10 protein-coding genes are annotated in these 15,984 nt (G+C 57.7%); 8 read left to right on the forward strand and 2 right to left on the reverse strand.

Features of this window, described 5'->3' with window-relative positions; translation table 11 throughout:
- Nucleotides 1-249: 249 nt before the first annotated feature.
- The 5 genes from cysC to G9Q84_RS21475 all read left to right on the forward strand — a co-directional run bounded on the left by cysC (nt 250) and on the right by G9Q84_RS21475 (nt 5,771).
- Nucleotides 250-846 carry an adenylyl-sulfate kinase gene (gene cysC / locus G9Q84_RS21455; RefSeq protein WP_181644050.1) on the forward strand — a complete coding sequence of 199 codons (597 nt, stop codon included), beginning with the start codon at nt 250-252 and terminating at the stop codon, nt 844-846.
- A 196-nt stretch (nt 847-1,042) separates the two neighbouring features.
- Nucleotides 1,043-1,828: an efflux RND transporter periplasmic adaptor subunit gene (locus G9Q84_RS21460; RefSeq protein WP_181644051.1), complete on the forward strand. Its 786-nt coding sequence runs from the start codon at nt 1,043-1,045 to the stop codon at nt 1,826-1,828.
- A complete protein-coding gene (locus tag G9Q84_RS21465; RefSeq protein WP_181644052.1) occupies nt 1,825-3,144 on the forward strand; it encodes an efflux RND transporter periplasmic adaptor subunit in 1,320 nt (439 codons plus the stop codon). The genes G9Q84_RS21460 and G9Q84_RS21465 overlap by 4 nt, the downstream gene beginning before the upstream one ends.
- A complete protein-coding gene (locus G9Q84_RS21470; protein ID WP_181644053.1) occupies nt 3,145-5,241 on the forward strand; it encodes a site-2 protease family protein in 2,097 nt (698 codons plus the stop codon).
- 32 nt (nt 5,242-5,273) lie between these two features.
- The gene (locus tag G9Q84_RS21475; protein WP_181644054.1) at nt 5,274-5,771 is read left to right on the forward strand and encodes a GNAT family N-acetyltransferase; all 498 of its coding nucleotides are present in this window, start codon (nt 5,274-5,276) and stop codon (nt 5,769-5,771) included.
- On the opposite strand, the gene G9Q84_RS21480 is transcribed toward G9Q84_RS21475, so the two are convergent.
- Entirely contained in the window at nt 5,772-6,083 is a 312-nt protein-coding gene (locus G9Q84_RS21480; protein ID WP_181644055.1) for a DUF6916 family protein, read from the reverse strand.
- A 48-nt stretch (nt 6,084-6,131) separates the two neighbouring features.
- A complete protein-coding gene (locus G9Q84_RS21485; protein WP_181644056.1) occupies nt 6,132-6,725 on the reverse strand; it encodes a phage tail protein in 594 nt (197 codons plus the stop codon).
- Nucleotides 6,726-7,137: 412 nt separating this feature from the next.
- Between G9Q84_RS21485 and G9Q84_RS21490 the strand changes: the two genes are divergently transcribed.
- From G9Q84_RS21490 to G9Q84_RS21500, 3 genes are all read left to right on the forward strand, one after another.
- Nucleotides 7,138-7,974 carry a sulfotransferase family protein gene (locus G9Q84_RS21490; RefSeq protein WP_181644057.1) on the forward strand — a complete coding sequence of 279 codons (837 nt, stop codon included), beginning with the start codon at nt 7,138-7,140 and terminating at the stop codon, nt 7,972-7,974.
- A gap of 145 nt (nt 7,975-8,119) precedes the next feature.
- Entirely contained in the window at nt 8,120-14,377 is a 6,258-nt protein-coding gene (locus tag G9Q84_RS21495; protein ID WP_181644069.1) for an Ig-like domain-containing protein, read from the forward strand.
- Nucleotides 14,378-14,452: 75 nt separating this feature from the next.
- The gene (locus G9Q84_RS21500) at nt 14,453-15,973 is read left to right on the forward strand and encodes a TolC family protein (RefSeq protein WP_181644058.1); all 1,521 of its coding nucleotides are present in this window, start codon (nt 14,453-14,455) and stop codon (nt 15,971-15,973) included.
- Nucleotides 15,974-15,984: the final 11 nt, after the last annotated feature.

The raw sequence follows: 15,984 nt of genomic DNA on the forward strand, positions 1-15,984 counted from the left end.
AATGAATTTCGACAGCCTCGGTCAAAATCGCATCAGTTCTGACATCGTAGGATTAGGAGTGGTGTTTTATAAAAACAGATCACACACAAACAAAGGTGAATAGAAAACCCGGGCGTCGTTTTGGAATAAAGCTTGATTTTTGAGCTGGGTCAAAATAAGTAGCTTTGCTACTACATCCATAACCGCCCTTGACCCATCATATAGGTGGGTGCGCACCTTCACTCCTTATCAACCCCTCGGAGATATCTCATGCCCTCTTCGCTGGGACCCCACAGCTTCGAGATTGAGCGCCAGAACCACTCTGACTTGAAAGGTCACCGCTCGCTGCTGTTGTGGTTCACCGGAATGTCTGGGGCAGGCAAGTCGTCCATTGCCAATCGGGTTCAGGCCAACCTGCATGATAATCGGCTGCATACCTGCATGCTGGACGGCGACCAGCTTCGCCGAGGCTTGTCCGCTGACTTGGGTTTCACCGACGCCGATCGCAAGGAAAATATTCGGCGTACTGCTGAGGTGGGTAAATTGATGGTGGACGCAGGCGTGATCACCTTGGTCTGCCTGATCTCGCCGTTTGAACAGGAACGCCGCATTGCCAGGGCTCTGTTCGCCCCGGACGATTTCATTGAGATATTTATTGATGCGCCCCTGCATGTGCTGGAACAACGCGACCCTAGGGGATTATACGCCAAGGCGCGGCAAGGCTTGATCAAGAATTTCACGGGAATCGATTCACCTTATGAACGCCCCGTGTCACCTGACATCGTGATCGATAGCGCAGCGTGCTCTATCGAACAAGCGGCGCAGACTATCGAGGCGTTTCTGCAGAACTGTTGCCCTGCGTCATAGGTTCCGCATAGGCCACGCCTGAGAGAGCATGACTCCTGTTCGAAATCTCATGCCTTTGAGCCGTTGATGGTGGATACAGAGTTGGTTTGAATCCTTTTCGCGAAAGTCACGGCGTTCCCAGCAAAGACATTGGCTATTGGCTTGACGCTTATCACGGCTGCCGTAGACTGGCTCCTTCCGACAAGGAGTCTCCGGTATGCGGTGTTTGCAGGGATTGTTTTTGGTTTTATTCGGTGCGGCGTGTGTCGCTCAGGCGCAAACTCCGGCCGAATTTGATCCGTTGTTGGATAATGCTGCTTCCGCAGGTGCTCAGGCTGCTTCTTCCAGTGAAGCCCGAGGTGTGTTGCGAGCGCAGGATCAAGCCGTGCTTGCCAGTGAGCTGGCCGGGCGTATTGTCGATCTGCCGCTGCGTGAAGGTGAGACCTTCAACAAGGGTGATATGCTGGCGCGCTTCGATTGCTCTGCCTATCAGGCCCAGCTCAATGCCTCTCAGGCTGCCAGTCGCGGGGCCAGTGAAGAGCTGGCACACAACCGGCAACTGGCGGCACTCAATTCTGTCGGCCGTTTCGAGGTCGCTCGTGCCGAGGCCAAGGTCGCTGAAACTCAGGCGCAATCAAGCGTCTTTCAGGTTCAGGTCAAACGCTGCAGCGTGATTGCGCCTTATGACGGTCAGATTGTGGATCGCAAGGTTCAGCGTTATGAAAGTGTTTCCGCTGGCACGCCGCTGTTGGAGATCGTCGATAACCGTACCTTGGAAATCCACCTGCTGGTGCCGTCCCGCTGGATGGGCAAGCTCAAAGCGGGGCAGACGTTCAGTTTTGTGCCTGACGAAACCGGCAAGCCACTGACCGTCACCATCAAGCGCTTTGGTGCGCGGATTGATGAAGGCAGTCAGACATTGCTGCTGGTGGCCGGTCTGCAAAAGTCCGACGGGCTGTTGGCGGGCATGAGCGGAACGGCACGTTTTCCGGAGCTTAAGTGAACGCTTCAGTACCTGGAGTGATAGAGCGGGTCTTTGCCCAGTTCCTTGATCTTGAACGCTTGACCCGCGCTGCCCGCACGAGCGATCAACTGGCTTACAGTCTGGTGAATGACGGCCAGCCTATGTTTGGTTTTCGCCACGCTGCGTTGGTGATTGCCGGCAAGGTTAGGGCTGTGACGGGCGTCAGCGTGATCGATCCCAATGCGCCCTTTGTCGCGTTCGTCGAGCATGCGGTCGCTCAGTTGTTCAAGCTGGAGAAAGCCAGGCCTGCCAGTGTCGTTGCAATGGATGCACTCAGCACTTCGGTACGCGAAAACTGGCAAAGCCTATCGGCCACCCATGTTTTCTGGCTGCCGCTGCTGGATCATAACGGCGATGTGTTCGGCGGCTTGTGGCTGGCCCGTGACAAACCTTGGGCTGCGCCCGAGCAGGTGCTGCTTTCGCAACTGGGAGATACCTACAGCCATGCGTGGCTGTCGCTGCAACCGCGCAAGCCCTGGCGTCTGCGCTGGAGTCGCAAGCGCCAGGTTGGGGTGGTGGCTGTTGCACTGCTGAGTTTGCTGATCCCGGTTCGCCAGTCGGTTCTGGCTCCTGCCGAAGTCGTGCCATTGGCCGGCCGCGTGGTGGCTGCGCCACTGGATGGCGTGATTGCCGAATTTCTGATCAAGCCTAACCAGCCAGTCAAGATGGGTGATCTTCTGGTGCGTTTTGAAAACACCACCCTCATGGCCCAAGCTGATGTAGCCGAGCGCACACTGGGTGTCGCCGAGGCGGAACTTAAAGCCAATTCGCAACGAGCCTTTGCCGATGCTGAATCAAGCTCGAAGGTCGACTTGCTGGCGGCTCGCGTCGAGCAAAAGCGGGCAGAGCGTGATTACGCACTTGAATTGCTCAAGCGCAGCGAAGTTCGTGCCGAGCGTAACGGTATCGCGGTCTTTGCCGATGCCCAGCGCTGGACTGGAAAACCGGTCCAGACAGGCGAGCGGCTGCTGGAAATCGCTGATCCTTCCCAGGCCGAGCTGCGCATCGAATTGGCGGTTGGCGATGCCATCGCGCTGGAGCCGGACGCTGAAATTGCTCTTTTCCTCGACAGCGACCCCTTGCATCGCTATTCCGCCCGTCTGGAGCGTGCGGCTTATGAAGCGCAGCCGACTCCCGGTGGTCAACTAGCTTATCGCCTGGATGCCAGCTTCCTTTATTCGCCACCGCGTATCGGTTTGCGTGGCACCGCGAAGGTCTTTGGCGAGCGAGCGCCGTTGGCGTTATATCTGTTGCGCAGACCTTTGGCAGGTTTGCGTCAAAGCGTAGGCCTGTAAATGGCACTGCCCAGCCTACGTTCGGATCTGCAGCTTTCTTCGGCTGCACCTGCACTCGACGGTTCGCCACGCTGGACTCTGGCCGATCCGGTAAGAGGTCGCTATTTCAAGCTTGGTTCCCAGGCTATCCGCCTGTTGCGGCATTGGTCGCTGGGTGAGCCCTCTAAGGTATTGCAGGCTGCGAACCGTGAGCCCGGTCTGCCGCTGGGCGATAACGAAGTGCAAGAGCTGCTGATGTTTCTTCGCAGCCATGACCTGATAGCTTCGACCGACCCGGATCAGCGCGCCAGCTACGCCTACAAGGCTGCTGCTTCGCGGCAAGGGTTGTGGCAGATGTTGCTTCATCAATATCTGTTTTTCCGCATCCCGCTGTGGCGTCCTGATGCATTTCTCAATCGCGCATGGCCCTGGATGAAACGCTTTGGGCCAGCCATGCTGCGTTACGGTCTACCTGCCACGCTGGGGCTCGGAGTGTTTCTGGTCGCGCGTGACTGGCAGCGTTTCATTGGCACCTTCCCGCACCTGTTCAGCTTTGGCGGAGCGTTGGCGTTTGGTACGGCGCTGTTTTTCGCCAAGCTTTGTCATGAGTTCGGTCATGCCTTCATGGCCAAGCGTGCTGGTTGTCGCGTGCAGAGCATGGGCGTTGCCTTCATGGTGCTGCTGCCGTTGTTCTACACCGATGTCAGCGATGCCTGGCGGGTGAATGACCGGCGCGCCCGTTTGCTGATCGGCGCAGGTGGTGTCTTGGCCGAAATGCTGTTGGCCTGTATCGCTTTGCTGGCCTGGTCGCTGCTGCCCGACGGACCTGCACGTACGGCAGCGTTCATGCTTGCCAGTGCGACCTGGCTGACCACGGTGGTGGTGAACCTCAACCCGTTCATGCGTTTCGATGGTTACTTTCTGATCAGCGACCTGTGGGAAGTCCATAACCTTCAAGGCCGGGCCTTTGCCCTGTGTCGCTGGCGGTTGCGCGAGGCCCTGTTTGGTTACGGTCTGCCTGCGCCTGAGCCCTGGACGCCGGTGATGCAGCGTCGCTTACTGTGGTGGGGTTACCTGTCCTGGTTGTGGCGTGCTGTGCTGTTTTTCGGGATAGCGTTGGCGGTCTATCACCTGTTCTTCAAGTTGCTGGGGATCTTCCTGATGTTGGTGGAACTGGGCTGGTTCATCTTTCTGCCGATCTTCAAGGAGACGCGCCATTGGTGGGCCAACCGCGAACAGTCTCATACGCCCAGGGTTTTGCTCAGTGGCGCGGGCTTGCTGGCGCTGGTATTGCTGCTGGTGGTGCCTTGGCGCAGCAGTGTCGAGGTGCCGGTCATGCTTGAGGCCGGGAGGGTGACTGCCCTGCATGCGCCTGTGCCCGCGAGGGTCAAACAGGTGAACGTGCAAGACGGACAGACGGTGGAGCAGGGCGACGTGTTGGTGGAACTGGAGTCGCCAGATGTCGATTCGCGCCAGGCAATCGTGCGTCGGGAAATCGAGATTCTGCAATTGCAGGTGCGCCGTCAGGCTGGACGCAGTGAGACGGTTGCGGACGTTGGCGTTATTGAACAGCGTCTGGCCAGCGCCGTGGCAGAGTATCGAGGTCTGGCAGCCCAGCGCGAACGTTTGCTGGTTCGTGCTCCTCAGGCTGGCCAGGTGCGTGATCTCATGCCGCAATTGAACCCGGGCCGTTGGGTTTCGACCCAGATGCCGTTGGCCCGGGTGGTCGAGGACGGCACGCGCATTCGTGGTTACCTGGCTGAAGATGCCTTGTGGCGTATCGCGCCGGGGGCCAAGGGACGTTTTATCGCTGATGACCCAATGCGTTCTTCACTACAGGTCGAGTTGCTGGATGTGGACGCTAACGGGGTTTCCTATCTGGATCAGGAAGCGCTGGCGTCTGATCACCACGGACCGATTGCCGTCCGCCGCGACGAAAACCACCGCGCTGAACCTGTACAGGCGCAATACGGCGTGCGTTTGAAGGTGATGGAAGAGATTAAGACGCCGGTTCAACCGTTACGAGGTGTCGCGGTGTTACAAGGTCGCAGCGAGTCGCTGCTGGGCTCGAGTTGGCGAAGGCTGGCGGCTTTGGGTGTTCGTGAAAGTGGTTTCTGAAAAAAGTGCTTCCAGGGAAGAGGACAACGCTGATGTTGAACAATGCAGGCGGGCTGGAAGTCCGGCCCTCACGTGACTCGGACAATCCTTTCGTACAGTCGCTCTATCATTCGGCTCGACCTGATTTGCAGTTGATCGATGGCGAGCGCGATCTGGTAGAGGAGGTCATTGGGCAGCAATTTCGTGTGCAGGAGGTCGGCATAGGCAACGGGTTTCCCTATGCAATGCATTACGTGATCGAGAAGCTCGGCACCTTGATCGGCGCATTGGTAGTGGACTTTGGCCCCAATGAAATTCGTGTGTTGTATCTGGCGTTTATTCCGGCGGCGCGGGGCAAGGGCTACGGGCGGACTGTTTTACAAGGCGTGCAGCAGGCTGCCGAAAAGGTCTGTTGCCCTGTGGCAACCGTGGTCTGGGCCAGTAACCCCCATGCGCGCCAGCATTATCTGGCGCTTGGGTTTCAGGTCGAAGAGCGGGATGTGGCTGCGGAGCGGCTGGTCTGGTATCCGGGTCAGTCCAAAGCCAGCTGATCAGTTGAAGCTGATGCAGTAATAGGCCAGGTTCGCATCACGCCCCATTGGGGGAACGCGGGAAACGAATACATCTTCAAGCTTGCCCAGTTCCGGCAGTTCAATGGCGCACAGACCATCGACGAAGGTGCTGGGCGCCAATGAATTGAGGCTGACGCTGAAGGGCAGGCGCTCATTGTCAGAGAGGCGTGCCAGAGGTTTTTCGTCGACGGACGAGATGGTAATCGGCAACTGACTGCCATCGTCCAGTTGCAGCGAGCATGGGTTACCCAGCAGTGCACGAAAATGTTCGACAGTAACGTTTTGCAGCATGGAACGACTCCGGCAAGAGTGGAAGAGCCCTTCACAGGGCTCGGGAAGTCAGTTGCGAGTAGGGAAAAGACCCTGCAAGGCAATGCTGAAGTTTACGACCAGGAAGGGGTTCATGCTGTCGATAGGCAGGCTGCCTCCGACGGGCTGCATGGTGCCGGTGATGGCTGTTGATACGCCTTTCTGCACGATAGGCGCTCCGGTTCCCAGGTCTGGTGCAAACATGTTTGCGGAAGTCGGGCCGGTTGTTGTGCCTCCGATATAGCAGTTGGTGGCCGTTGGCACGATGGAGCCGGTGGTGCTCGGCAGGGCGCCCAGATTGATGGTGGTCGTTGCGGTCAGCGCGCTCATCTGATGGACATGAGCCGGCATGTTGGCGATGGCAACGGTGACCTTCTCAACGCCCGACGCTGTACCGATCACCCGGTTGGTCAGGTTGGGCCCGGTGCCCTGGTTTATCGGCACGCGGCCTTGCAGGTCGGGCAGCTTGAAGTTCTGTGGAGCGGTACCTCCATAAATGACGCCCAGCAATGCATACAAGGCGTTGTACTGGCTGACGCTCATCGTCTGGCCGTTGCATTGCGCCCAGCCATAGGGCGCAAACGGGAAGCCGAACGTCATGATCGAGCCCATAAAAACGTCCATAAACTCTCATCCTTTCTATGTTATGGGGTGACAAGTGATCCACTCAGGCAGTGCCAGTAGTAGTGGCAAAGTGGAAGCGTAGACACCGTTTGGCGAATTGCGCGCTTTTTAAATGTCCGTTTTGCGATTGAAGGATTCAGGCCTGTATACGACGTTTAGGCGATCAGCCCTTTCGGCTTCAGGGAAAAGGCTGACAAGTATTTCAGACGAAATACGACCGTTCGTCTGATATGTTTTAGCTTGTGATCAGGAAAATCCTTTTATTACATAGGGTTATGCGAGGGGGAAATATTTTTTGAGTGTTTCGGCTTAAGTACAGGGAACTGATGTCGAAGTACCACTATGCGTGCAGATATTGTTGCGCTAGGCTGATATCGGTTTTCCTATGGACAGGACTCAGGCAGAGGAAAGGATGCACGACTTTCACTTTATATCGGGGCTTCCGCGTTCGGGATCTACCCTGCTATCAGCCATTCTTCTGCAAAATCCCCGCTTTCATGCCGGTATGAGCAGTCCGGTTGCTTCGCTGTTTTCCAGCGTCCTTGGTCAATGCAGTGCGGGCAGCGAATTCGCCTCAATAATAGATACCAGTGCACGCCGACGCCTGCTGCGTGGGGTTTTCGAGTCTTATTACGCTGACAAGACCGACAAATCGATCGTTTTCGATACAAACCGTGGTTGGTCTTCCCGTGTGCCTGCGCTATTGGATCTGTTCCCTAAATCCAAGATCATTGCCTGCGTGCGCAATGTGGCCTGGGTCATGGACAGCATCGAGCGTGTCTATCGCCGCAATCCTTTCGAGAACACCAAACTGTTTGTCGATGATGCCGAGCGCAGCACCGTTTACAGCCGGGTCGAGACCCTGGCGCATCCTAATCGCTTGGTGGGGTTTGCCTGGGCTTCGCTTAAGGAAGCCTACTATGGCGAAAACGCCGACGCGCTGCTGCTGATCGACTACGACCTATTGTCCCAGGCTCCAGAGCGAGTCATGCGGCTGGTGTACGAATTTATCGGCGAGCCCTGGTTTGCGCACGACTTTAACAACCTCTCCTATGACGCACCGCAGTTCGACGACGCCTTGGGCGTCTCCGGCCTGCATAAGGTAAAACCCAGGGTTGCCTTCGAAAACAGGCACACGATCCTGCCGCCTGACCTGTTTGATCAGTACTCAAAACTGTCGTTCTGGAATGATGGTTCTGCAAGTGCTGCCAACGTCATCCGAATGAAATCCGACGCCGCGACCCATTGATAGCGGTTTTTCTTATCAGTATTACAACGTTCGATCTCTGGTGAGCAGCATGTGGTGGAATAATAAGAAGTCGCCGACTGTACAGCGTGCCTTTGTGGAGGCTAAATCCCCCGCTTCCCCTATGATCATGTTCCTTGAGCCGCGAATGCTGTTCGATGGCGCAGTGGCCGCCACTGTCGCCGATGCTGCGCAGCCGGATAACCAGCCGACCGAGGCTGCCAGGAATACCGATCAGGCCAGCGCCAAAGACAGTGGCAGCGAGAGTGCGCAATCAGCTGCCACGGCAGATATCACGACGACCTCAACAACCGTAACAGGCGGCACCGTGGTCTTCGTCGATTCGCGGGTCAAGGAAGCCGATAGCCTGCTCGTGGGCGTTGCGCCCGGTGCTCAGGTTGTGATGCTGGATGCCACCAAAGATGGCTTGCAACAAATCGCCGATTATCTGGAGTCCCATCAGGGCGTTAGTTCGGTGCAGATCATCGCTCACGGCAACTCGGGTGATCTGTGGCTGGGCAACAGCTACCTGTCGGCCGACAACATTGCGCAACGCAGCGCCTTGCTGGCCGAGATAGGCAATGACATGGTCGCGGGCGGCGATATCCTGATTTATGCCTGTAATACCGCTGAAGGCCAACAGGGCCTGAACTTCGTCGATTCGCTGGCAGAGCTCACGGGGCGCGACATCGCTGCGTCGACCAACCGCACCGGTGTGGGCGGTGACTGGACGCTGGAAATCGCGACCGGCAGCATCGAAAGCATCGGTGCGCTGTCCCAGCAGGCGATGGACTCTTACCAGTGGGGGTTGGCGACTTTCACCGTTACCTCCAACAGCAGTACCGGCTTAGGAACCTTGCGTGCAGCCCTGGCCAGTGCCCAGAACGGCGATATCGTGACCTTCTCCAGTAGCATGACAGTCGCGCTTGACGCTCAACTGGTGGTCAACAGAAACATCACCATTGATGGCGACCTGAATAACGACGGTGTGGCGGATGTCACGCTGGATGGTCAGAACAGGACCAGTGTGATCCGGGTTGCCTCCGGCACGACTGCCACCTTTGACGGCCTGATCATTACGCGAGGTGTTGCCAGCACTTCGGGTGCCAATAGTGGTTCAGCGGTTTCAGCGGCTGACGCTGTGGGCGGCGGTATTAATAACGCCGGTAACCTCACGCTGTTGAACGTGTCCGTGACGGCTAACTCTGCCGCAGGCGGTGGTGGTGGCGGTGGGGTGCTCTCGCCAAACGTCGGTGGTGGCGTCGGTGGCGGTGGGGGTGTTGGTGGTCAGAATGGCGCAACCGGTGGCAGTGCCGGAACCTATGTCCCTACATCTCCCTCAGCCAACACCGGCGGCAACGGTGCTGGTTTCAACCCTGTTTATATGGGTGGGCGTGGCGGTAATGCGAGCGGGGGCGGTGCCGGCAGTATTGGCGCTTCTGGTTACACCAACGGTGGCGCGGGCGGCTCGGCGAGCTCTGGCGGACGTACCATCGGCGGTGGCGGCGGCGGTTCGGGCTTTGATGCCACGGGTGGCAGAGGCGGCTCGGCAGTGGGCGGTATCTATAACGCCGCTACTGGTACCTTGGCGATTATTGGTACCTCGACCATCAGCAGCAATATCGGGGCGGGCGGTGGCGGTGGTGGTGGCGGTACCATCGGCGGGAACGGCGGTCGGGGTATCGGTGGCATCTGGAGCAAGGGCACGCTCAATATCACGTCATCCAACAACGCGGCCATGTCAGCCAACGTGGGCGGTAGCGGGGTGGGTGGCCAGGCAACCAGCGGTGGTACAAACGGTACTTCGCCAACGGCGGTCAATAACATCTTCAACGATGGCGGATCGCTGAATATCACCTACAGCGCTGACGTGACGGCTCCCACCATCTCCAGCATCGTGATTGCCAACCCGTCTCTTGGGTCGGGAGGTTCGTCTGCCGTGATGTTCACCTTCAGTGAGCCGGTGTTCGGTCTGGATATTTCCGAGATTGTCGTTCCTAACGGCACCCTGACCAACCTCACGACCACCAACAACATTACATGGACTGCGACGCTGACGGCATCCAATAATGTCGCGGACTCGACCAACGCCATTACCCTGGCCGGTTCGGCCGTGCAGGACTCCGCGGGCAATATCGGTACCGGTACCGGGACGTCCAACAACTATGTAGTCACTGACACCGTCGCTCCGACCGCGACCATCGTTGTGTCGGACACCTCTTTGAGCGCGGGCGAAATGTCGCTGGTCACCATCACATTCAGCGAAGCGATAACGGATTTCAGCAATGCGGACCTATCGGTTGCCAACAGTACCCTGACCGCAGTAAGCAGCAGTGACGGTGGCGTTACCTGGACCGCAACCCTGACGCCGACGGTCAATATCACCAGTGCAGTTAATCAGATCAGCCTCAACATGGCTGGTTTGCAGGACCTGTCGTTCAATGCGGGCACTGGCACAACCTCGTCGAACATCTATGCAATCGACACGGCGCTCCCGACCGCATCCATCGTGGTGGCGGACAACGCGCTGAGCATCGGTGAAACTTCGCTGGTGACCATTACTTTCAGTGAAGCCGTGACCGGGTTCACTAACGCTGACCTGACTATCGTCAACGGCACTCTGAGCACTATTACCACCAGCAACAACATTGTCTGGACAGCCACCTTCACGCCGACCAACAACATTACTGATACCACCAACGTGATTTCCCTGGACAATACCGGTGTCACGGATGCCGCAGGTAACGTCGGGCTTGGCACGACCGCCTCCAATAACTACGCGATCGATACTGCCCGTCCGACGGCCAGCATTTCGCTCTCGGACACGTCCCTTACTGTGGGTGAAACCTCGCTGCTGACCATCGCATTCACCGAAGCGGTAACGGGTTTCACCAATGCTGACCTGACGGTGCCCAACGGTACATTGAGTGCGGTCAGCAGCAGCGATGGCGGCATCACCTGGACCGCGACCTATACGCCGAATACCAATGTACTGGACACCACCAACCTGATCAGCCTCAACAACGCCGGTATTGCCGACCTGGCTGGCAATGGGGGAACCGGCACGATCAGTTCGTTTAACTTCACCATTGACACCCTGCAGCCGACTGCAACCATCGTAGTGGCGGACAGCGCACTGAGCGTTGGTGAAACCTCGCTTGTGACCATCACCTTCAGCGAAGCGGTGAGCGGTTTCACCAACGCTGATCTGACGATCGCCAATGGCACCTTGAGCGCGATCAGCAGCGGGGATGGCGGCATTACCTGGACGGCGGCCCTGACGCCATTCGCCAGCGTGACCGATACCACCAACCTCATTACGCTGGACAACACTGGTTTCACCAACGCATCGGGCAACTCGGGCTCGGGCACCACAAGCTCGAACAACTACGCCATTGACACCTCGCGCCCAACCGCGACCATCGTGGTGGCTGACAACGCTCTGGCCATTGGCGAAACCTCGCTGGTGACCATCACCTTCAGCGAAGCGGTGAGCGGTTTCACCAACGCTGACCTGACAATCGCCAATGGAGCCTTGAGTGCGGTCAGCAGCAGCGATGGCGGCATTACCTGGACCGCAACCCTGACGCCTACCGCCAATATCACCAGTGCCGCCAACGTTATCACCTTGGCCAATTCCGGCATTGCTGACCTGGCTGGCAACGCAGGCGCAGGCGTCACGACTTCCGGTAATTACGCCATCGACTCCGCACGTCCTGTGGCGAATATCGTGGTGGCTGACACTACACTGACCGCCGGTGAAACCTCGCTGGTGACCATCACCTTCAGTGAAGCTGTGGTTGGTTTCAGCAATGCCGACCTGACCGTGCCCAATGGAATCTTGAGCGCGGTCAGTAGCAGCGATAGTGGAATCACCTGGACGGCGACCTTCACCCCGAACGTCAATGTCGCGGACACCACCAACCTGATCACACTGGACAACACAGGCGTGACAGACCTTACTGGCAATACCGGGGCGGGTAGTACCAACTCACCCAACTTCACTATTGATACCCTGCAGCCGACTGCAACCATCGTAGTGGCGGACAGCGCACTGAGCGTTGGTGAAACCTCGCTTGTGACCATCACCTTCAGCGAAGCGGTGAGCGGTTTCACCAACGCTGATCTGACGATCGCCAATGGCACCTTGAGCGCGATCAGCAGCGGGGATGGCGGCATTACCTGGACGGCGGCCCTGACGCCATTCGCCAGCGTGACCGATACCACCAACCTCATTACGCTGGACAACACTGGTTTCACCAACGCATCGGGCAACTCGGGCTCGGGCACCACAAGCTCGAACAACTACGCCATTGACACCTCGCGCCCAACCGCGACCATCGTGGTGGCTGACAACGCTCTGGCCATTGGCGAAACCTCGCTGGTGACCATCACCTTCAGCGAAGCGGTGAGCGGTTTCACCAACGCTGACCTGACAATCGCCAATGGAGCCTTGAGTGCGGTCAGCAGCAGCGATGGCGGCATTACCTGGACCGCAACCCTGACGCCTACCGCCAATATCACCAGTGCCGCCAACGTTATCACCTTGGCCAATTCCGGCATTGCTGACCTGGCTGGCAACGCAGGCGCAGGCGTCACGACTTCCGGTAATTACGCCATCGACTCCGCACGTCCTGTGGCGAATATCGTGGTGGCTGACACTACACTGACCGCCGGTGAAACCTCGCTGGTGACCATCACCTTCAGTGAAGCTGTGGTTGGTTTCAGCAATGCCGACCTGACCGTGCCCAATGGAATCTTGAGCGCGGTCAGTAGCAGCGATAGTGGAATCACCTGGACGGCGACCTTCACCCCGAACGTCAATGTCGCGGACACCACCAACCTGATCACACTGGACAACACAGGCGTGACAGACCTTACTGGCAATACCGGGGCGGGTAGTACCAACTCACCCAACTTCACTATTGATACCCTGCAGCCGACTGCAACCATCGTAGTGGCGGACAGCGCACTGAGCGTTGGTGAAACCTCGCTTGTGACCATCACCTTCAGCGAAGCGGTGAGCGGTTTCACCAATGCTGACCTGACCGTGGCCAATGGCACCTTGAGTGCGGTCAGCAGCGGCGATGGCGGTATCACATGGACGGCGACTTTGACGCCAACCGTCAACGTGACCGATACCACCAACCTGATCACGCTGGATAACACAGGCATCGCCAGTGCTTCCGGCAATATCGGCAGCGGCGTCACCGACTCCAACAACTATGCGATTGATACTGCGCGCCCGACCGCGACCATTGTGGTGGCGGACAGCGCACTGAGCATTGCTCAAACCTCGCCAGTGACCATCACCTTCAGTGAAGCGGTCACTAACTTCGACCTATCGGACCTCAGTGTGGCCAACGGTACTCTGTCGAACCTGGTCAGCAGCGATGGTGGCATTACCTGGACAGCAACCATGACGCCAACGGCGAATATCACGGATGCGACCAACTTCATCGTCATGGACAGCAGTAATGTAACTGATCTGTCGGGCAACGCGGGTTCTGGCGTCCAGAACTCCGCCAATTACGCCATTGACGGTCAGGCTCCAACCATTTCGAGCATTGTGGTTGCCAACCCGAACCTGACCACTGGGCAGACCACTCAGGTGACATTCACGTTCAGTGAGCCTGTCAGTAATTTCGATCTTTCGGACCTCAGCGTTGCTAATGGCACCCTGTCGAACCTGACCAGTAGCGATGGTGGTCAGACCTGGACAGCGACCCTTACCCCGACAGCGAATACTCAGGCCCCGAGCAACTTCATCACGCTCGACAGCAGCAATGTGACGGACCTGGCAGGCAATACCGGTATCGGTATTACCAACTCCAGCGGCTACGCAATCGCTACGCTTTCTCAAGGTGGCGATCCGCAGTTCCGCATTACCGATTCGGTCCCTCTGATTAGCCAGCCAAACTTGCCATTGCAGCCGACGATCTTTGGTCCCCCGACCGGTAATCTGGGCTCGCCGCTGAGTTTTGCACCACTGTTCGAGCAACGCACTACAGGCGGCAGTCTGCCACCGCTGGGTAACGTCTTCATCAGCAATGGCGCGCTGGCTCCAAGCTTCATTGCACAGGTTTTCAGCTCGGATACTCCTGGCATCAGTACGGGGGGCATGGGCGGATTCCTTGGCTTTAGCGGCGCAGAGGGCAGTGTGTTCGGTAGTAGTACATTGTCGACACTCTTCAATCGCGAGTCCTCCACGGACACCTCGACGCAAAGTGCTTTTGGCAGTGGCAGCAGCCGTGGGCTGAGTGATTCGTCACAAGGTATTCGTGGCAGCTTTGGCGCGTTGACGCTGGAGCAACAACTGCAACTGCTTAAAGATGGAGAGCAGAAACAGCTGCATGAACTAGCGTGGGCTTTGGGGAAAGCCGGTATCAGTGAAGTGCAGGCCTGAGACAAAGTTTGAGTCATGCGCCGGAAAAATCCCGGCGCTTATAAAAAGAATGGACAGTTAGGGGCGGTCGAACGGATGAAAAGAAGTAAGAAGTTATTCAGTGTGAGCCTGCTGGCGCTGTTAGTCAGTGGTTGTGCTGTCACCAGCCAGCCGATAGACCGTAGTGTCAGTGAGCAACGTGCGCAAAGCGACCTGCAACTGATGTACAAGGATCAGGAGCCACTAAACGGCCCTCTTACCTTGCATCAGGCCATGGCTCGCGCGGTAAAGTACAACCTTGAAGCACGACTGAAAATCATGGAAGAAGCCTTGGCAAAGCGTCAGCTGGACCTGGCCAGCTTTGACATGTTGCCGCGTATGGCCCTGTCCGCGGGTTACGCCGGACGCAGCAACGTCAGTGCCTCAAGCAGTGAAAGCGTCGAGACCGGCACCCAGTCTCTGGAACCTTCGACTTCCCAGGATCGCAGCCGTCGTGTCGCCGATCTCACCATGGTCTGGAACGTGCTCGACTTCGGCGTCAGCTACATAAGCGCCAAGCAGCAGGGCGACCAGCGCTTGATCGTTCAGGAGCGTCGTCGCAAAGTCGTCAACACCATCGTTCAGGACGTGCGCTCAGCCTATTGGCGGGCAGTGGCCGCCGAGCGTTTGCTCAAGCAGATCGACAGCCTGATGGCCCGCGTCGAACAGGCTCAGGGTAACAGCCAGAAGATGAGCGAACAGCGCGTAGGCGATCCGGTTCAGGCGCTGAGCTATCAGCGTTCATTGATCCAGGCGACCCGTCAGCTCGAAGAGCAGCGCAAGGCGCTGTCGCTGGCCAAGACCGAACTGTCGACCCTGATCAACCTGCCACTGGGCAGTGAACTCACCCTGGCGACCCCGGACGATTACTCTATACCGGAACTCAAGGTCGATATGGCCGTGCTGGAGCACGAAGCACTGGCCAGCCGTCCAGAACTGCGCGAGCAGGATTACCAGACCCGTATCAGCGCTGCCGAAACGCGCAAAGCCATGCTGCGTCTGCTGCCGGGCCTGGAGTTTTCTGCGGGTGGTCATTACGACAGCAACTCCTTCCTGGTCAATGACAAGTGGGCCGACATGGGCGTCAAGGTCACCTGGAACCTCTTCAACGTAATCTCCGCTCCAGCGGCAATCAATGTGGCCAAGGCGGGTGAAGAAGTCGCTGAAGCGCGTCGTCAGGCGATGTCGATTGCGGTACTGGCACAGCTTTACGTAGCGAACGCCAACTACCGTGAAGCCCTGCGCCAGTTCAAGACCAGCCAGCAACTGTCGAACATCGACGGTGAAATCGTCGGTCAACTGCGCAATCGCTACAAGACGGCAGGCATTGGTGAACTGGACCTGATTCAGGGCGAGCTCAATACCCTGCAAGCCGACCTGCGTCGTGACCTGGCTTACGCCGACTTGCGTAATGCCTACGGGCAGATATTCGCCAGTGCCGGGCTTGATCCATTACCGGAGCAACTGCCTTCTACTGACGTTCAAGTGATCGCGGGTGCCTTGGCATCGCGTGAGAACCAATGGTCGGCCGGTAACATCGCCCAACCCGTGAAAGCGGCTGAAGCCAAGGCCAACTAAGCGGAGCGTCG

It is taken from the genome of Pseudomonas sivasensis, assembly GCF_013778505.1.
Classification (GTDB): Bacteria; Pseudomonadota; Gammaproteobacteria; order Pseudomonadales; family Pseudomonadaceae; genus Aquipseudomonas; species Aquipseudomonas sivasensis.